The organism is Vibrio sp. D401a, from assembly GCF_030248515.1.
Classification (GTDB): Bacteria; Pseudomonadota; Gammaproteobacteria; order Enterobacterales; family Vibrionaceae; genus Vibrio; species Vibrio rotiferianus.
Map to the genome: position 1 here is coordinate 196,323 of NZ_JAHGAI010000043.1, position 19,771 is coordinate 216,093.

General features: G+C 46.6%; 10 protein-coding genes. 4 read left to right on the top strand and 6 right to left on the bottom strand.

Going from position 1 to position 19,771, the window contains the following annotated elements:
* Positions 1–101: 101 nt before the first annotated feature.
* Both KIV41_RS18285 and KIV41_RS18290 read right to left on the bottom strand, forming a co-directional pair.
* The gene (locus tag KIV41_RS18285) at positions 102–1,067 is read right to left on the bottom strand and encodes an electron transfer flavoprotein subunit alpha/FixB family protein (RefSeq protein WP_285337293.1); all 966 of its coding nucleotides are present in this window, start codon (positions 1,065–1,067) and stop codon (positions 102–104) included.
* Between the two features lie 11 nt (positions 1,068–1,078).
* On the bottom strand, positions 1,079–1,828 hold the full coding sequence (locus KIV41_RS18290) for an electron transfer flavoprotein subunit beta/FixA family protein (protein ID WP_132697406.1): 750 nt from the start codon (positions 1,826–1,828) through the stop codon (positions 1,079–1,081).
* 278 nt (positions 1,829–2,106) lie between these two features.
* Between KIV41_RS18290 and KIV41_RS18295 the strand changes: the two genes are divergently transcribed.
* Positions 2,107–3,768 carry an electron transfer flavoprotein-ubiquinone oxidoreductase gene (locus KIV41_RS18295; RefSeq protein WP_285337296.1) on the top strand — a complete coding sequence of 554 codons (1,662 nt, stop codon included), beginning with the start codon at positions 2,107–2,109 and terminating at the stop codon, positions 3,766–3,768.
* Positions 3,769–3,827: 59 nt separating this feature from the next.
* Here the strand turns inward: KIV41_RS18295 and KIV41_RS18300 are convergent, their stop codons facing one another.
* Positions 3,828–4,712, bottom strand: a complete 885-nt coding sequence (locus KIV41_RS18300; RefSeq protein ID WP_285337298.1) for a LysR family transcriptional regulator — start codon at positions 4,710–4,712, stop codon at positions 3,828–3,830.
* Positions 4,713–4,829: 117 nt separating this feature from the next.
* Between KIV41_RS18300 and KIV41_RS18305 the strand changes: the two genes are divergently transcribed.
* The 3 genes from KIV41_RS18305 (at position 4,830) to KIV41_RS18315 (ending at position 6,865) form a co-directional block, all read left to right on the top strand.
* Complete coding sequence (locus tag KIV41_RS18305) at positions 4,830–5,501, top strand: type 1 glutamine amidotransferase domain-containing protein (protein WP_285337299.1); 672 nt, start codon at positions 4,830–4,832, stop codon at positions 5,499–5,501.
* 254 nt (positions 5,502–5,755) lie between these two features.
* On the top strand, positions 5,756–6,631 hold the full coding sequence (locus KIV41_RS18310) for an alpha/beta fold hydrolase (RefSeq protein WP_285337301.1): 876 nt from the start codon (positions 5,756–5,758) through the stop codon (positions 6,629–6,631).
* Positions 6,632–6,697: 66 nt separating this feature from the next.
* Positions 6,698–6,865, top strand: coding sequence for a hypothetical protein (locus KIV41_RS18315; protein ID WP_153303268.1), 168 nt, complete (start codon positions 6,698–6,700; stop codon positions 6,863–6,865).
* Positions 6,866–6,917: 52 nt separating this feature from the next.
* Here KIV41_RS18315 and KIV41_RS18320 read toward each other — a convergent pair whose 3' ends face one another.
* The 3 genes from KIV41_RS18320 to KIV41_RS18330 form a co-directional block, all read right to left on the bottom strand.
* Positions 6,918–7,889, bottom strand: coding sequence for an FAD:protein FMN transferase (locus KIV41_RS18320; RefSeq protein WP_285337303.1), 972 nt, complete (start codon positions 7,887–7,889; stop codon positions 6,918–6,920).
* Between the two features lie 95 nt (positions 7,890–7,984).
* Positions 7,985–10,999: a flavocytochrome c gene (locus tag KIV41_RS18325; protein ID WP_285337304.1), complete on the bottom strand. Its 3,015-nt coding sequence runs from the start codon at positions 10,997–10,999 to the stop codon at positions 7,985–7,987.
* Positions 11,000–11,457: 458 nt separating this feature from the next.
* Positions 11,458–19,515 (bottom strand): VCBS domain-containing protein, encoded by an 8,058-nt coding sequence (locus tag KIV41_RS18330; protein WP_285337306.1) that lies wholly within the window; start codon positions 19,513–19,515, stop codon positions 11,458–11,460.
* Positions 19,516–19,771: the final 256 nt, after the last annotated feature.

Below are 19,771 nucleotides of genomic sequence, written 5' to 3' on the forward strand. Positions count from 1 at the left end.
CTTCCGATTGGAAGCCCTTTTGTTTTGAGGATGAATTTAAAGAGAGATTCCCTACTCCCTCATTCTTCGCTCTAGGGAATGACGCCCGAAAAATAGCGAACTTAAACCTTATCCAACAACTCCGGCATAATCTCAAACAAATCACCAACCAAACCATAGTCTGCGACTTGGAAGATTGGCGCTTCAGGATCACTGTTGATCGCCACAATCACCTTGGAATCCTTCATCCCAGCCAAATGCTGAATCGCCCCAGAAATACCCACTGCAATGTACAGTTGAGGCGCAACAATCTTACCCGTTTGCCCAACTTGCAAATCGTTAGAGACAAAGCCTGCGTCTACCGCAGCGCGCGATGCTCCAATTGCGCCCCCAAGCTTGTCGGCAAGCTGTTCCACCAGCGCGAAATTCTCTTTGCTGCCTAATCCACGACCTCCAGAGACCACGACGTTTGCCGCCGGTAGTTCTGGTCTTTCGCTTTCCGCTTTTTGCTGTGAAACAAACTCACTGTGCTCTGCCTTAATGACGGTTTCTAACGCCACGACATTCTCCACTACTGGTGAATCAGACACAGCAATTGCGTCAAACGCTGAACTTCGAACCGTCATCACTTTGGTAGCATCGTCCGAACGAACTCTGGCTAACGCGTTACCGGCATAGATGGGGCGAACAGCCGTATCGAGCGATTCAATTGCAATCACATCTGACAGTTGCCCGACATCCAATAAGGCAGCGACACGGGGCATCAGGTTCTTGCCGAAGGTACTCGCGGGAGCTAGGATATGCGAATAGTCCCGACCAACTTCGGCAATCAAGGTAGACAAGTTTTCTGCCAATGCATGCTGATATTCAGCAGTATCAATCGTAATGATCTGTGAGATGCCCTCTGCACACTTCAACTCATTCAATACCGAGTTGAACTGGTGTCCGACTAACAAGGCGGTGACAGGCAAAGAGGCACCGTTTTGTTGAATTTGAGAAGCCGCGCTCAACGCACGTAATGTATCGGCTGAAAGTGATTGGTTATCGTGTTCTACAACGACCAAGGTTGCTAACGGTTTGTTTTCCATGGTTATGCCTCCTAAATCACTTTCGCTTCATTTTTGAGCTTGTCGACTAACTCGCTCACACTGCCAACCATCTCACCGGCTTTACGGGCAGGCGGTGTCATGACTTCCAGCACTTGCTGAGAGCGTTCAACACTCACACCAAAGAAGTCTGGCGTCATTACCGATAACGGCTTCTTCTTCGCTTTCATGATGTTCGGTAGCGAGGCATAACGCGGTTCATTCAATCGCAAATCCGTACTGATGATTGCAGGCAGATCCAGTTTCAGAGTTTCTAAGCCACCGTCGATTTCTCTAGTAACCAGAACCGTTTCCCCTTCGACTTTCACTTCCGAAGCAAATGTCCCCTGCGGACGATTCGTCAGTGCTGCTAACATTTGCGCGACTTGGTTGTTATCCGTATCGATTGACTGTTTACCCAGCAGCACCAATTGAGCCTGCTCTTGTTCCATCACAGCTTTGAGTAACTTCGCGACCGCAAGCGGTTCTGGTGACTGTTCAACATCAATATGAATCGCACGATCCGCACCTAATGCGAGCGCTGAGCGCAATTGTTCCTGACAACTGGCGTCACCAATCGACACCACTAACACCTCTTCTGCTACCCCAGCTTCTTTAAGGCGAACAGCCTCTTCCACCGCAATTTCACAGAATGGGTTCATCGTCATTTTCACGTTGTTGGTTTCCACACCGGAACCATCAGATTTCACTCTTACTTTAACGTAAGGGTCAATTACACGTTTAATCGCAACCAGTACTTTCACATTCCCTCCTAGCAGATCGCAAAGCGATACGCGTCCTAGCAATTGGGTCATGCGTGACAAAGATTGGTGTTAAAGCTCAGCTTTTTCATTACCTTGATAACAAAAAATGCATTGTGACATTGTCACTCAAAATCTTTATCACGCCTTATGACGTTACCATTTGAGCTTAGTTTAGTTTACGTTTACGTCAACTGGACTATAGTTCTTTATACGAGCACTGCGTAATAGAAGAAGCACCTGAAACACAAAGAAAGATTTCGCATAAAGGAAGCAAGAAGATGGAAAGAGAATGCATGGAATTTGATGTGGTGATTGTCGGCGCCGGACCTGCAGGTTTGAGTGCAGCATGCCGCTTAGCGCAACTCAACCAAGAGCGTGAAGGCGAACCGCTATCTATTTGTGTGGTAGAGAAAGGCTCAGAAGTTGGTGCACATATCTTATCTGGCGCGGTTTTCGAAACGCGCGCATTAGGCGAACTCTTTCCTGATTGGCAAAACATGGGCGCACCGCTTTCCGCCGCGGTAAAAAACGATGCCTTCTTGTACCTAACCACAGAGCTTAATCACGTTCGTGTTCCCCATTTCCTTACTCCCAACCCAATGCACAATGACGAAAACAACTACGTCATCAGCTTAGCGAACTTGTGTCGTTGGTTAGCAGAACAAGCAGAATCACTTGGTGTTGAGGTCTATCCCGGTTTCGCCGCATCCACAATTAACTACGATGCATTTGGCGCAGTTACAGGGGTAAACACCAGCGATATGGGCTTGGACAAGAACGGAGAAGCCAAACCCAACTTTGAAGCCGGTATTGAGCTAAAAGCCAAATACACCGTATTCGCCGAGGGGTGCCGAGGTCATTTAGGTAAAGAGCTCATCCAACGATTTGGTTTAGACGACGATAAACAACCGCAACATTATGCGCTTGGGCTTAAAGAGATTTGGGAGTTACCTGCCGATGCTAGAGACCAATCAGGCAGCGTGATTCATTCTGCAGGGTATCCTTTGAGTGAATCCAACACCACGGGGGGCGGTTTTCTCTATCACATGGAGAACAACCAAATCGCCGTCGGGCTTATTGTCGACCTAAATTACAGCAATCCTTACTTGAGTCCGTTTGACGAATTTCAACGCTTTAAGCACCACCCTGCAATCGAACAACATTTGAAAGGCGCCCAACGCATCGCTTATGGCGCAAGAGCCATTGCGAAAGGTGGGTTATCTTCTCTGCCGAGACAGCAATTCCCCGGCGGTTTATTGATTGGTTGTGATGCGGGCACCTTAAACGTCGCTAAAATCAAAGGCAGCCATACTGCGATGAAATCCGGTTTGTTTGCCGCAGAAGCCATTGCTGAAGCATTCACACAATCCAATTCGGAACCGGATTACCAAACCAAGTTTGAAGATTCATGGTTGTATGAAGAGCTTAGTGACACACGCAACTTTGGTGCGAACATTCACAAATTCGGCAGCATACTCGGCGGCGCACTTTCCACCTTCGAACACAATCTGTGGCAGCCTCTGGTTAAGAAACCAATACCGTGGACAATCACAGATCCTTCGAACGATCATGAACAGCTGAAACCAATTGATGAGTGCCAACCTATTCAATACTCGAAACCAGATGGTGTAATCAGCTTCGATAAACCCTCATCGGTATTTTTGTCTGGAACACAACACGAAGAAAATCAGCCTTGCCACTTGCAGCTCGCCTATCCTCATATTCCGATTCAAGTCCATTTGAAGAAGTTTGATGAGCCGAGCCAACGTTACTGCCCTGCTGGCGTGTATGAAGTGGTAGAAGTAGAAGGCGAGCGAACATTTCAAATTAATGCCGCAAACTGTGTGCATTGCAAAACCTGTGACATCAAAGATCCTTCGCAAAACATCACATGGAAAGTACCTGAAGGTGGCGGCGGACCGAGCTATCAAAACATGTAGAAACGTTAGTATGTTGACGGTCTAATGAATGGATAAACAAACCGATTGGCAGAGCATCATTACTCCTGCCAATCGGCAAAATGATCAAGTAGAAAATCGATAGCTAATCGCGCTCGTAGAGGCAAAAAGTGACGATTCTGATACACAATCCAGCTGCTGTTGCCACTTCCCCAATAGGCCTCTAGGATTGGCACCAAAAGACCGGACGAAATAGCATCGTTAAAGCTGCTCTTCGGTAAGTACGCCACACCTAACCCTTCTGCACAGGCGTGCAAAACCGTATGTGCGTTATTGCTCTTCCATCTGCCCTGCACTTTTACGCCATCTAACGGCTTGCCGTCTTTTTCAAACAACCAAACGTCTTTGTTGGCAATAATGCAGCTATGACGCTTGAGTTGCTCGGGGTGCGTTGGCAAACCATGTTCATCGAGATAACGCTGACTGGCTGCCGCTGCCATCGGACGATCCACCAGCTTTCTCGCAACCAAGCCTGAATCACTCAACCTGCCATAACGAATGGCAAAATCGAAACCATCTTCAATAAAGTTGACCATGCTGGTATTGAAGTTGATCTCTACCGTGAGATTAGGATGTTGCTTGGCAAACGCCATCAAGGCAGGCGCTACATGGTTCTCAGAAAACGCACCAGCGACGCTCACACGTAACGTACCGCTCAATTGAGTTTGCTGCGTGGTGAGCTGTTCATTGGCTTGCTGAAGCCCAATCACCAACTCTTTACACTGCTGATAATACGCTTGCCCTGCTTCGGTTAGACTCACCATTCTTGTCGAACGTGCTAACAAAGCGACACCTAGTCGCTCTTCTAATCTTGTGACTTGGCGACTGACGTGACTGGTACTGCAACCTAACTGTTTTGCCGCTGCAGAAAACCCTAAGCTCTCAGCAACCGTAACAAACTCATTGATGCCTTCAAAACTGTCCATACTTACCTTTGCTATATAGCAATAATGTTTTGCCAATTAGTCGTATTATCACTTATTTGTTTAGCAATTAGTATGAGGGTGTTCAACAAATACACGTAAGCCAAAAAGGAAACCATCATGAAGAAAGTACTCATCATTGTGACGAACCATGCGACCCTTGGTGAAACTGACCAAGCAAACGGAACTTACGCGCCAGAGCTCACTCATGCACTTAGCGAACTACTGGGTGCAGGCTTAGCTTACGACATTGCTTCTATCAAAGGTGGGCAAGCACCACTGTACGGAACCGACATCGAAGGTGACGCAGTAAACGAGAAAATCTTGGCGGATGATGATTTCCAGAACCGCATCAACAACACGATTCCAGTGTCACAAATCAACGGTGACAACTACGATGCGATCTTCTATCCGGGTGGCTTTGGTCTTCTTTCAGACTTAGCAAGCAACGAAGATTTTGCCAAGATTTCTGCAAAACACTATGAAGATGGCGGTATTGTGGCAGCAGTTTGTCATGGTCCGGGCGCTCTTCTCCCTATCACGCTTAGCAATGGCGAAAAGCTACTTTCGTCTAAATCAGTAACAGGTTTCACTCGCGAAGAAGAGATCGACTTCGGCACCATCAACGACATCCCATTCCTATTGGAAGAGTCTCTTGCTCGTGGCGCAGCGCGCTACTCTAAAGTGCAACCATGGCAAGAGCTTGTGATTGTGGATGACCGAGTCATCACAGGTCAAAACCCAACGAGCGCACACGGCGTAGGTAAAGCAATCGTGGATCTATTGAGCTAGTCCCTAGACACTCTGCCCACGAAGAACAAGGGAAAGCCGCCTTCATGTCGCTTTCCTTTTTGTTTGTCGTCTATTTCACTATTCAGCCAAGACCGTTCAGTTCCCTCGCCCCTTCCCAATACAATAACGAGTGATGCCTCGCAAAACTTGAGTTACTTCAAACTCATCCGCTTGTATTTCTTTGATTCATTGAAACTCACCAAAGATTGAATCAAGGTAAGTTAACAATTCAATAACAACAAGTCAGGACGACAATGAATAATGAATTAGTACTTAAAACGCCTGATGCGCTCTCCATCCATGCCAGAGTTTTCCATCCTGAAAGCGAGGTAAAAGCTGGCATCATCATCAACGCAGCTACCGCAGTTAAGCAAAGTTATTATCAACGTTTTGCTCAATTCCTCGCGCAAAATGGTTATTTGGTGGTGACCTATGACTATCGCGGTATTGGTCAATCCGCCATTCAAGATACGCGCGATCCTCGCTTAACAATGCAAGCATGGGGAGAAAAGGACTTGGCAACCGTCATTGATTGGGCAACAACCCATCACCCTGCACTCGATTGGCACTGTATTGGGCACAGCGTTGGCGGTCAGATCTTAGGTTTAGCGGCAAACAACACGGTATTTAAAAGCGTTTACTGTGTTTCCTCTCAAAGCGGATATTGGGCAAATTGGGAAGGCATTGCTAAACCGCGCATGTTTGCCATGTGGTATTTCGCCGTTCCAGTGTTATCAACGCTGTTTGGCAAAGTTCCGGGAGTCTTTCTTGGTGGCGAAGCTCTACCAGAATGCATTGCCAAACAATGGGCATACTGGGGACGCGATCCGCACTACATCATTGATGAAAACGCCACACCAATCCGCGAAAATTTCGAGAAAATGACCTGTGATATTAAGTTCAAACTGATCGATGATGATATGGACTTTGCACCGCCAAAATCCGTCCATCAGCTTGCCAGCTTTTACAGCAACGCGAACGTCGAAATAGAGACAGTGAAAACTAAACAACTAGGTACCAAAGTGGGACACTTTGGCTTCTTCCGTAAGAAACATGAAGACGATCTCTGGCTAGATGCCTTAGCTTGGCTGAACAACCAATATCCGAGTGAGATAGAGTCGGTGGCGTAATGCGATATTATCGCCATTCCTCATCAATTCCGGATATAATACCACCCTTGTACCAACTGATGAATCATGACAATGCGAAAATACTACGTAACTGAAGGCGACACGACGTCTAAGAAAGAGAAAATTGCCTACCCAAAACTGGCGCTATGTGACCAATGTGTGGGTAGTTATGTTGTGATCAGTGAAGGCGAACGCACGTACGAAGAGTGCGCTAAATGCGGTGCGGACGATTAACGCTAACGCGATAAGTTAATGATATGAGGCAGGTTTGAATCTCTGCCTCATATTACTCTCCCAGAGCTGACTCTTCGCGCAATAAAATACAGCCTTTATAGTCCATCAGCCCTTGTGTGACGTGCACTTCACCTTGCTTTGAAACAACCACTGCCTCGATACCCTGTTGCTGATTTAGGTACGACATCGATTCTTCTACGCTTGATAAAAAGCCGGCGGTACTCCAAATTTCACCATCGACAGACAGGCGAGAGATAATCGTCAAACTGGCGATATCGGTTGAGATTGGCATCCCCGTTTTGGCATCCAACAAGTGATGATAACGCTGCCCGTTTGATTCAAAAAATCGCTCATTGATACCCGATGTCACCATCGACATGCCTTGTAAAGGTACGACGCGAAGGACGTCACCACGCTCTGATAATGGGTTCTGAATGCCCACATTCCATGCTTTGTTGCTGTTATCTGGCGAATGACCAATGGTCAGTACGTTCCCACCCAAACTGATAAAACCGCTTGGTACGCCTGCTTCAACCAGTTTGTTCTTTACCTGATCAGCGAAGTAACCTTTAGCAATCGCGCCCAAGTCTATCTCCATCCCCTTCTGACTTAAGAACACCGAGTGGTCATCTTCATTCAAAATGATCTTGGTAGGATCAACCAAGGATAACTTGTCGGCAATCAAGTCATGAGACGGCACTTTGGCATCCTTAAAACCAATTCGCCAAGCTTTTACAAGCGGACCAACTGCAACGTTAAACGGGTTTCTTGTGTCTTCACTGTGCTGTTTAGCAAGCTTAATCAGGTCAAATAGATCCTGCGCTACCACCACCGGTGTAATACCCGCATTTTGGTTGACGCACATCAGCTCAGAGTCTGGTTGATTGACCGTAAATCGCTCTGCGTAATCGGCGAGTTGCGCGTAGGCTTCTCTTATCAGTTGCTCACCGTTCGAGTGATACACCACCACATCGATAAAGGTGCCCATCATCTGAAATCTGGCGCTGTATTTATTGGTGCTCATCGATTTCTCCAAACACTAAATACGGAAAAAGAGGGAAGCATCACTCCCCTCTTATTGATTACTTATCTTGCTCTGTTTCGCTCTTGAATGAGTGCTTAAACAAGATCAGATGCACTCTCACCAGCGATACGACCATAAGTGAAGATATCGATCAGCGCGTTACCTCCGAGACGGTTACCCGCGTGGATGCCTCCCGTAACTTCGCCCGCTGCGTACAGACCTTGAATAACTTCGCCGTCTTTACCAATCACTCGCGCCTTAGTATCAATCTTCAAGCCGCCCATTGTATGGTGAACTGAAGGCTGACGTGGCGTCGCGTAGAACGGTGCTTTTTCCACTTTCAAACCGAATGCACTCTTATGGAACTCAGGATCCTGTCCTGCATCCACACAAGCGTTGTATTGTGCGATGGTGTTAGTGAGCTCTTGCGTCGGAACGCCAATTTTCTCTGCCAACTCTTCTAGCGTGTCAGCTTGAATAATGATGCCTTCTTTGATTTCGCGCTCGATGGTTTCATCTGACGTATTCGCTGCGGTTTGACGAATGTTCTCGTCCGCAATCATGTAAATCAGACCACCGTTATCGAAGAACGCCTCAGAAAGCACGTCACGGCTACCACACTCATCAACAAAGCGCTTACCTTGCTTGTTCACGAATACAAAGTTCTCTGGTGGCACAATCAGACCAGTTAACAGCGCACCTGATTTAGGGTCACCAACTGGCATTAATTGCACAAAGCCCATACCAACTAATTCTGCGCCCGCTTTCTCACCAATTTCGATGCCGTCACCAACCAATGCTGGTGAGTTTGTGGTCTTGATGTCGTCCGCGATTTCTTTCCAGTATGTGTTGTACTTTTTGATCATCTGAGTGTTTGCGCCGAAACCACCAGAAGCCAACACCACACCATGATTCACATGTAGGATAAGCTCAGTACCGTCCGCTTGAACCGCTTTGATGCCCACCACTTTACCGTTATCAACCATCAAATCCGTCGCTCGTGTATCTGTAATGATGCGACCGTTTTGCTCTTGGATGCGTTTTGATAGTTTGTCGACAAACTCTACGCCTTTTGGACGTTTAGGTTTGTGTGCACGACGCCACAAGGCACCAACAGGAATCTCAACAAAGCTACGGTCAAAATCAATGCCCTTTTCACTCAACCAATCAATGGATTCCATAGAGCGAGATGTTAGGGTTTCAACCAAATCGTATTGACCGTAAATCGATTCACCGTTCAGGTCAGTACGTTTGCCGCCAAGGTAGGTTTGAATGCGGTGTAATTCGACAGAATCAAACAAGTACTGCTTGCCGTTCTCAAGGTCCGTAAAGTAACCGTCCAGTTGCGCTTTAAGTACTTTGAAATCTTCAAGGTACTCACCCTCAAACTCGGATTCCGCTGTTTTCGCTAGCAGCATCAAGGTTTCTTTTTCGCCAGGAAGTGCTGGGAAATCACCTTGCCATTTTGGTTCTGCCGCGTTCACCCAACCGCCAGTACGCACCGTGTTACCACCGATTGCAGGGAACTTCTCAAGCAAAATAACCGACTTGCCTTTGTCTAGTGCCGTCAACGTTGCACTCAAGCCAGCACCGCCGCCGCCAACAACCACGATATCCACGGTTTCTTCGATGGTTTTCGATGACCATGCAACCGCTTCTTTGGCTTTGCAGCGCAGCGCTTCTGAGTTGCCGCCCGCTAGATCAACCGCGTTCGATACGCCGTCCAGTACTGCTTGGCTGCTGACTGTCGCGCCTGAAATCACGTCGATATTCAGTGTTTGACCATCAAGAATTTGTTGAGGAATACGTTCAAATGCTGGGTTTGCGATGCCGTCCGATTCTTTTGAAGAGTCCACCACAATGTCGAGGATCTTATCTTCAGAGAAAGTAACGGTAACAGGTAAATCACCATTGTGACCACGACCATACGCCGTGTATTCACCTGAGTTAAATTTGATTGGAACGTTCTGCAGCTCTTTGATGCGTTGGTGCTTCAATGCTTCTGCTGCACTGTCCACAATCATGTAATCCATGATTTCCCAAAGTGGCGTTGGAATTTGCAGCGCTTCTTGTTGCGCAATGTCCGCAAACTCAGCACAAGTTTCATCGTTAAGCGCTTTGTTTGCCCAAGTTGGTTCAACCAAATAACCTTTACCGACACTGACCATATCGTAACCTTGCTCAAGTGCGTTTTCTGCATCTTTGCGTTGAGCAATACCACCAACACCAATCACTGGTACTTTCGCCACACTTTCAGATTGAAGCTTGCGGTATTTGTCGATTAGCGGCTCTTGGTCCTCAGGCGTAACGATTGAGTTACGTAACCAGCTACCCATAGAGAAATGGAAGTAATCCAAGCCATGAGTCGCAAGCTTGTCTAATAGGAACATAGTGTCATCAAAGCGGATGCCCGGTTGTTCAATCTCTTCAGGAGAGAAGCGGTAACCGATGATGAAATCAGATTTGTTATGTTGCTCAGCCACTTGCTTAGTTTTTGCAAGTACAGCTAATGGGAAAGAAGTACGTCTTTCAATGTTGCCACCCCATTTATCGTTACGACGGTTTGAGTGTGGCGAGAAGAATTGCTGAATCAGGTATGTGTTTGCGCCGTGAATTTCTACGCCATCGAAACCAGCAAGGATTGCACGGTTTACTGCATCACCAAAGCGCTCGATCATCTCTTCGATTTGCTCTTTGGTCATCTCAAGTGGTGTTTCAGCATTGTCACGTAGCGCAGCGACAGGGCTTGCCGAAATCGGTTGGTGTCCGCCATTGAACTCAGGGTTTGCCATACGACCGGCATGGTAGATCTGCAGAATCGCTTTGGAGCCTTTGGCTTTAATCGCATCGGCAAGTTTGGTTAAACCTGCGATTTTGCTGTCGGTATCAATACCAAGCGCACCAGGGAAAGCACGACCGTAATTCTCGACAAACGCACTCTCGACAATGATAGCCCCTGCATCACCAGAACGTGCCGCGTAGTAGTTGATCATCTCTTGCGTTACGCCGCCATCAAAGAATGCAGACTGAATCGTCATCGGTGCCATCACGATACGATTATGCAGTTTGACCCCTGATTGAAATACAATTTCATCGACTAACTGAGCCATAAATAGTTTCCTTTAACAGATTAATTCTCATATCAAAGGCACCTCCAGTTCGGCCAGCGCACCACAAGTGTTTTTGATATGAAAACCAACGTCCTCATTCGATAACCACAAAAATATTATTGATTTGACCGTATGAGTAAAATGAATACTTTGCATTTTAAACATGACTACTGCGCATAGATAAGTTCAAACTACAATTCTTGGCTTTGATAAAATTAACTTATATACACAACAAAGATGATGCTTGAGATAAGGCCTACCCACCTTATTAAAACCAGACAAAGCCATATAAAATCAATAACTTATAAATTTCATTGCGGGAAGTAAAATAAAATAGGAAATATAGATTGGATCAAGAGACTGTAATCAAAATGGACAATGAAAAAATCAAAAAAAGCGGCACCTGAAATATCTCAGATGCCGCTCAAAATATTGGTTTCTAACTGGATAAGATTGCGTTATTCAGAAGTAAAAACGTGATGCTGGAACAACTGGTCAACAATTTCATGCGAGGTCGCTGATGCGCCCAGTTCTAGGCCAGACATGTCGAAATGCTCCAGTGCGACCGATGTAGATTGGCCTGTCTCATTCGTAATCGTTAGGTTGAGGGTATCCTGTTCACCATCAAAACTAGCGCTGACGTGATCCAACAAGGCTTCCATGGCCGCCACATCATCATCTGCTGGTGAAACAATATCACTCAAGTCTAATTTATCTTCACCGAGATTAAAGTCTTTGATGACATCCATAGATGTTTCAGAACTTAAAGACTCATTGGTGAAAGTAAACGTATCGCTCCCTTCACCTCCCGTTAGGATATCATTCCCTAAACCTCCGATGAGAATGTCATTGCCAAGACCACCCACTAGGATGTCATCGCCTGCAGCGCCATTTAAGGTATCTGCACCGTCTTGTCCCAGCATGATATCAATAGTCTCACTACCATCAAGCAAGTTGGCTAGGTCATTCCCCATGACAGCATGACGCTCAGTAGAAGCGACGTCTGCACCTGATTCACTAAGTGTTAGAGTAAAGACGTTGTCACTCACCCCGCCTCTTCCGTCTGACACTTTAAAGAGAAAGTTAAGATCAACTTGTTGGTTACCTTCTAAGGTAAAGCTATCACTTTGTGTAAAGCTGTAACTGCCGTTTGACTCGACCTCTAACAAGCCAAATGCCGTTTCTACATGTAAGCTCCCATCGACTTGGCTCGTCGAAGAAACAAGGTCTTGGTCGACGGTGACATCATGCAAATCAGCACTTAAAAGAGTGAAATCCCCATCAGCCAAAGAGACTGTCATGATGTCGCCATCTGCATCTTGGCTTCCTGACAGCAACTCACCAGCAATTGGTTCAGGTGAAAAATGATTTAGGAATTGGCCTAACTGCTCGCCAGAATCGATAAATACAACTTGGTCGCTCAATTCTTCCAGTGCTTGGGCTGCACTTTCATTGTCTGACGTTGCAATACCAATACCATAAACTTTGGCATCATGCGTTTGCTTATAGTCTTCCCATCGTTCATTCAAATCTGGAGCTGCTGTTTCACCTTCTTTAGGGTTTGGTGCGCCGTCAGAGATAAAGAAAATCGTATCTTTACTCTCCGTCGGTTTCTCTGGTCCGAAGAAGTCAAAGCCATCTTGCCATGGGTAGACAGCATTGCTTGCATCCCCAGAATCCATCACGGCTTCTAACGCTTTGCTGTAATCGGTGTTGGTACCATAGTCTATATCACACCAGTTACGGACATATTCTGCCACATCATTACGATAACTCAGGTCATCAACATTGCGCCCATTTAACTCCGGTGGGCGTGTCATTCGCTCAACCTCATCAAGCGTCAACCAACTTTGTGTTGATGTATCGCCATCAAAGCGAACCAAACGAATGTAAGTATTGGATTGCCCACCCTCTTCAATCATGTTCTCAACCATTGAGTGAAGGGCTTCCGCAGCTTTGTAAGCTCTTGATTCTGTCTTGGGTGCAGTAGCCTCACTACCGACGGTATTTTGCCCATCAAATGTGCGAGTCATACTGTTTGATTCATCAAACACAACCGTCACTTTGTTAATCGGCAAGTCTTCCATTTCAGCAAAGCCATGTACTGGCGATGAAGTTGGGGCATGGTTTTCAGTTACATTTAGAGTGACCTGAGTTGTGTCTTTATCCGTACCATCCGTCGCCGTGACTTCCAACTGATAACTATCCTGAACAGAGTGGTCTAGCTTAACTCCGTCTTTAAGCCAAATCTCACCGCTATTTGAATCTACGCGGAACAAATCGGCATCACCGCCACTTAGCTCGTATTTAATCGTATCTGCACCATCAGGGTCGAAAGCTCTAACCTTACCGACCAGCAATCCAGCTTCCTGCTCTGCAACGTTAAATGTTGCATTATCCGCAGTTGGCATACCGCTGACATCGGTTCCATGAGTCTGATCTGCATCAGTATTGCTAATAAACTCAGGAGCGCGATCTCGAATATCGATTGTCACTTCACCAGTCGCTGTATCGCCGTCTGCATCGAGAACGGTGATATTGAATTTTTCTTGTTGATGACCCTTAACATTCGTCGCTTTGTAGTCATAGCGACCATTTTCAAAGTTAAGAGTTAGCGTACCATGCTCAGTGTCGATCTCTGCTAACGAGTGTAGAGAGATAATTGCCCCGTTACTGGCACTTACTGTGCCATCAGCTTTATTGTAATGATAGGTTTCACCATCAACTTCAATTTGATCCACCCATTGGCTATCGCCATTAATATCATCTAGAAGATTGCTCTGAAGCTGCCCTGATACTGTTTTGTTCAGAAGCCCCTCTATTTGTGAGTCGTCAGTTACTACCAGTGCAGAGCCTTTATCGGTTGCAACTGGTTCTAGATATTTCATATCCGCACCAGCGCCAATACCAATTGACCAGATGTTCTCTAAAGATGCACCACTCGAACCGATACTGCGATCCATCGCATTTTCAAGAATGATGCTTTGCTCAGCTTCTGTCGGTTGATCCCAACCATTAGCCAAGTACTCGTAGCGCTGCTCACTTTCAAAATCGTCTGCTGTAGACCACTTCATTAAGCTCTCGCGCAACTCTGTATATGCCGGATCTGACGTATTTGTCCATGAATTGAAGTCGCTTGGCGCACCATCCGAAATAAAGTAAAGCTGATGATTGCTAGTGTCATCTGTTTCTTGACTAAGGTCGGTTAAGGCAGCATTTACTTGGTCAATCGCTTGGCTATATGGCGTCCAACCACCACGACCAATCGAATCCAAGTAAGCATCAATATCATCTACCGATTCCAGCCATTCAGACGTTTGACCATCTGGATAACCTGAGTGCGTCGCAATCTTAAATCGAACGTCACCAAGATCATCATACTTTTCAAACATGGTCTTAATTGCACTGCGTGCTAGGTCCCAGCGGGTAACTTCAACGCCTTGCTCGTTTTTAACCATGTCATCCCACATTGAACCCGATGCATCTAACGCGATAACAACACTGTTGTTTTGTGGGTCAACATCCATGATTTCATGGTGCTCTGAATTAACTGAAGGTAAAGAGTCAACAACACCAAGGTGCAAAGTTGCATTTTCAACTCGGCCACCCGCATCCACTTGAACGCTAACAGGGATATCTAACGTGTCAGCACCGAGTTCCGAGTGATCTACTGGCTCATATTGCTCGACGGTGTAATGCCCAGTTTTACCATCAATGCTCGCTTCAATGACTTTGACCTTATCATCACCTGAGCCAACATATCCGGTTAAAGTACCGCGATCATCACTAACTTCAAACAAAACTGGCTTGCCTTCACTGGTAACGTTCTCCAGATTCTGTTCAGAATCAAATCGGAACTCAGCATCTGATGCAGAACCAAGGCTGGCAACTAAATCACCTTCAGCATGTACGCTAGAGTTCGCACCAACTGCAGACTCATCGAGCGTGATATGCGAATCATCCAATGAAATAGGCTCACCTACCACATGCACTGTCACTTCAGCTTTATCAGTCAGGCCATCCGCATCTTCAATGACGTATTCAAATGAGTATTCCTTTATTTCCCCAGTCTTAATCGTGCGCTGATCTTCTGGCAATGACTCAAGATACTTGGCTGCATCAAACACCAATTTGCCATCTACTAGGTTTAGATATTCTGTTTGTGGGTAGTCGATAATGGTCAGTTCATCACCGTCTGGATCGCTATCATTCGCTAACACATCCAACTCTAGAATACCGGCTCCTGTTGTTTGATAGTCGTCATCAAAGCTCGTCAAATCGGCGGAAACTTGTGTTACAAAGTACTCCGAACCCTTAGGATCAACCACACCATCTTTGTAACCCACAGCTGACATTTCAATGCTATCGAAATATCGACCGTCCGCATCAATACTTACAACTTGCTTACCATTGCCAGTACCTTCAAATACCCCCGAAGCGACAACCTCACCTTTGTAGTAAGCCTTCCAAACACCGCGCTCAACTCCAGGCTCCCAAGAGCTCCAAAGATTGTTAACTTGTACTTCAGCATGATCTGCGACTTGTCCATCAGCGAAAGTGAAACGCATAGCCTCACTGTGTGAAGTAGCGTCATCGAACCCAATTTGACCATCTTTTACCTGATCTGTACCGCCATCTAAGGAAGAGCTAACCCCAAACTTATGCGTACCACCGTCACCGGTGTAATCCGCCTTGTTAGCGTCACCGACTTTGTTACCAGTGTTGGTATCAACGATGTAGTAATCCACACTAATATCGGTACTGTCATCCCAGTTCGTGTGATCTAAAACCTTAGTCTCTTTCTCAATACCTTTGTCATCTTCAGCGATCGGAGCTTCGTTAATATCATTTATCACGACATTGACGTTGGCAATGTCCTTTGCCCCAGACTGGTCTTCAGCTTCTACCAATAGTTGGTAGCTATCTGACGTTTCATGGTCAAAGACTACGCCACTTTTAACGCTGATCTCACCTGTGTGACTATTTATTTCAAAAAGGTCAGTATGATTGGTTAACTGATAAGTTACATTGCTGCCTTTATCGACATCAAATGCCTCAACCTTCCCAATTATGCCTGCAACAGCATTCTCATTAATGCTAAATTGGTAACTATCGGTATCAGCTTTACCGTCTTCATCAAGGCCGTGGTTATCATTTGTTCCACTAATAAATTCTGGAGCATCGTTGTTACCAGTAATAGTCACAACCACGTCATGAGTCGTGCCATCCGCAGAAGTCACGGTCATAGTTCGAATCACCGGATCGCTATCAGCATCTAGCGCTTGCACGTCTGGGTGACTGTTGTTCAGCTCATAGGTCCATTTACCATTCTCATCGATCGAGAAAGTACCCCAATCACCATCTTGAACGTTGGTTTGTGGTTGGAATACCGCTTCACCTGAATCAGGGTCGTCCACATTTAGGTTACCGCCAGTGGTCAGCGTAACGTCTTCTTGGACTGCGCCTTTGTCATCACCCGCTTGGTCTGGCGTAATGACCGCTTTGTCGTCTGAGCCAGTGATTGTCACGACCACTTCATGAGTGGTGCCATCCGCAGACGTCACTGTCATAGTGCGAATAACCGGATCGCTATCAGCATCTAGCGCTTGCACATCTGGGTGGTTGTTGTTCAGCTCATACGTCCATTTACCAGTCTCATCGATCGAGAACATACCCCAATCGCCGTCTTGAACGTTGGTTTGAGGTTGGAATATCGCTTCACCCGCATCAGTATCCTCCACGTTTAACTTACCACCCGTGGTCAAGGTTACATCTTCTTGAACCGCACCTTTATCATCACTCGGTTGGTCTGGCGTAATGACCGCTTTGTCGTTTGAACCAGTAATCGTCACAACTACATTATGAGTCGTGCCATCCGCAGACATCACCATCATGTTACGAATAACTGGATCGCTATCGGCACCTAACGCTTGTACATCTGGGTGATTATTGTTCAGCTCATACGTCCATTTACCAGTCTCATCGATAGAGAAGGTACCCCAATTACCGTCTTGAACGTCTGTCTGGGGTTGGAAAACCGCTTCACCTGCATCAGGGTCGTCCACGTTTAGGTTGCCGCCAGTGGTCAGCGTTACGTCTTCTTGAACCGCGCCTTTATCATCACCCGGTTGATCAGGTGTGATGATCGCTTTGTCGTCCGAGCCCGTGATTGTCACAACCACGTCATGAGTCGTGCCGTCCGAAGACGTCACTGTCATGGTACGAATCACCGGATCGCTATCGGCGTCCAACGCTTGCACGTCTGGATGATTATTATTCAGCTCATATGTCCAGCTACCTTGCTCATCGATCGAGAACGTACCCCAGTTGCCATCTTGAACGTTGGCCTGTGGTTGGAAGACAGCTTCACCTACATCAGGGTCGTCAACATTCAAATTACCGCCAGTAGTCAGCGTTACGTCTTCTTGAACCGCACCTTTATCGTCACCCGGTTGATCCGGTGTGATGATCGCTTTATCGTCTGAGCCCGTGATCGTCACGAACACGTCATGAGTGGTACCGTCCGCAGACGTCACTGTCATGGTTCGAATCACCGGATCGCTATCGGCATCTAGCGCTTGCACGTCTGGATGATTATTATTCAGCTCATACGTCCACTTACCTTGCTCATCGATAGAGAAAGTACCCCAATTACCGTCTTGAACGTCTATTTGGGGCTGAAAGACGGCTTCACCTGCATCAGGGTCGTCCACGTTTAGGTTACCGCCAGTGGTCAGCGTTACGTCTTCTTGGACTGCGCCTTTATCATCACCCGGTTGATCTGGTGTGATGATCGCTTTGTCGTCTGAGCCCGTAATCGTCACTACAATTTGATGTGCTCCCCCTCCGACAGACTGCACAGCTATAGTACGAACAACTGGTTCACTATCGGCGTCTAACGCTTGCACGTCTGCGTGACTGTTGTTCAACTCATACGTCCAGTTACCATCTGCATCGATAGAGAAGGTGCCCCAATTGCCGTCTTGAACGTTAGTTTGAGGCTGAAACGCTGCTTCACCCACATCAGGGTCATCAACATTTAAATTACCGCCAGTGGCTAGCGTTACGTCTTCTTGAACCGCGCCCTTATCATCACCCGGTTGATCTGGCGTAATAATGGAGTTGTCGTCTGAACCAGTAATGGTGACTACAACGTCATGAGTCGTGCCATCCGCAGACGTCACTGTCATGGTGCGAATAACCGGGTCGCTATCAGCGTCTAACGCCTGTACATCTGGGTGACTGTTGTTCAGCGTATACGTCCAGTTACCTTGCTCATCGATAGAGAAAGTACCCCAATTACCATCTTGAACGTTGGTTTGTGGTTGGAATACCGCTTCACCTGCGTCAGGGTCGTCCACATTTAAATTGCCGCCAGTGGTCAGCGTTACGTCTTCTTGAACCGCGCCTTTATCATCACCCGGTTGATCTGGCGTAATGACCGCTTTGTCGTCTGAACCGGTGATCGTCACAACCACGTCATGAGTGGTGCCATCCGCAGACGTCACTGTCATGGTGCGAATAACCGGTTCGCTATCAGCATCTAACGCTTGCACGTCTGGGTGACTGTTGTTCAGCGTATACGTCCAGTTACCTTGCTCATCGATAGAGAAGGTACCCCAGTTGCCATCTTGAACGCCTGTTTGCGGTTGAAAGACAGCTTCACCTGCATCAGGGTCGTCCACGTTTAGGTTGCCGCCAGTGCTCAACGTTACGTCTTCTTGAACCGCGCCTTTGTCATCGCCCGGTTGATCTGGCGTGATGATCGCTTTGTCGTCTGAGCCCGTAATTGTCACAACCACGTCATGAGTCGTGCCATCCGCAGATGTTACTGTCATGGTACGAATAATCGGATCACTATCGGCGTCTAACGCTTGCACGTCTGGGTGGCTATTGTTCAGCTCATACGTCCAGTTACCTTGCTCATCGATAGAGAAAGCACCCCAGTTACCATCTTGAATGTCCGTTTGGGGTTGGAAGACCGCTTCACCTGCATCAGGGTCATCCACGTTTAGGTTGCCACCTGTGGTAAGCGTTACGTCTTCTCTTACTGCCCCCACGTCGTCACCATCAATTAACGCCGTGGAATTACTACTATCTATTTCAGTAGAACGATGCACGTCAGGCAAAACATTGGTATCGCTCTGCTCACTGTCTAAACCTGAAGTTTCAAAAAACGTACTTGCCAAAAGTTCAGCCCCTAAACGTTCAATCGTTCCGGAATTGGTTAAGCTAGAACTTAATTGCTCACCTGCAGCAGTAGCGTATTCTTCTCCTAATTCTGTAGGGTCATCACCTTGCGCAACGGCTTTAATGATTTCCTCAACTTCAGGAGATATATCTGAATTTGTATCACTGCGCTCTAATGAGGCATGCGCAGGTAGAGAATCACCATTCAACGTCTCCACAACAATCTCACCCGGAAGTAGGCTATCTTTAGATTCAACCACCCTAATATGACCATCTTTACCGATTACAACATACTTTTCCGTAGCTGAACTTGACTTTCCAACCAAAGTTATTTCCCCATTTAGCAGACGAAATAGGCCTTCCCCCCACGGTTAAACCAGGAAATGAGAACTATTTCAGGCAGTGATACATTTAGTTAATAATTTATCATTAATTACTCAACGTAAAACATGCACTTTTTCCATCAATAAGTTTCATGTTTTAAATTTGTTTTATTTTCCCTAAGAAAGTCATATGTTATGCGGCTTATTTTTAGGGACTTTGTTCCAAGAGATTACTTTTTTAGAAAAGATGGCTTAAATT

Bases quoted from the DNA above. Each gene is read 5' to 3' on its own strand.
- KIV41_RS18295 (WP_285337296.1), top strand. From the start codon at position 2,107: ATGGAAAGAGAATGCATGGAATTTGATGTGGTGATTGTCGGCGCCGGA.
- KIV41_RS18310 (WP_285337301.1), top strand. From the start codon at position 5,756: ATGAATAATGAATTAGTACTTAAAACGCCTGATGCGCTCTCCATCCAT.
- KIV41_RS18300 (WP_285337298.1), bottom strand. From the start codon at position 4,712: ATGGACAGTTTTGAAGGCATCAATGAGTTTGTTACGGTTGCTGAGAGC.
- KIV41_RS18325 (WP_285337304.1), bottom strand. From the start codon at position 10,999: ATGGCTCAGTTAGTCGATGAAATTGTATTTCAATCAGGGGTCAAACTG.
- KIV41_RS18285 (WP_285337293.1), bottom strand. From the start codon at position 1,067: ATGGAAAACAAACCGTTAGCAACCTTGGTCGTTGTAGAACACGATAAC.
- KIV41_RS18305 (WP_285337299.1), top strand. From the start codon at position 4,830: ATGAAGAAAGTACTCATCATTGTGACGAACCATGCGACCCTTGGTGAA.
- KIV41_RS18315 (WP_153303268.1), top strand. From the start codon at position 6,698: ATGACAATGCGAAAATACTACGTAACTGAAGGCGACACGACGTCTAAG.
- KIV41_RS18320 (WP_285337303.1), bottom strand. From the start codon at position 7,889: ATGAGCACCAATAAATACAGCGCCAGATTTCAGATGATGGGCACCTTT.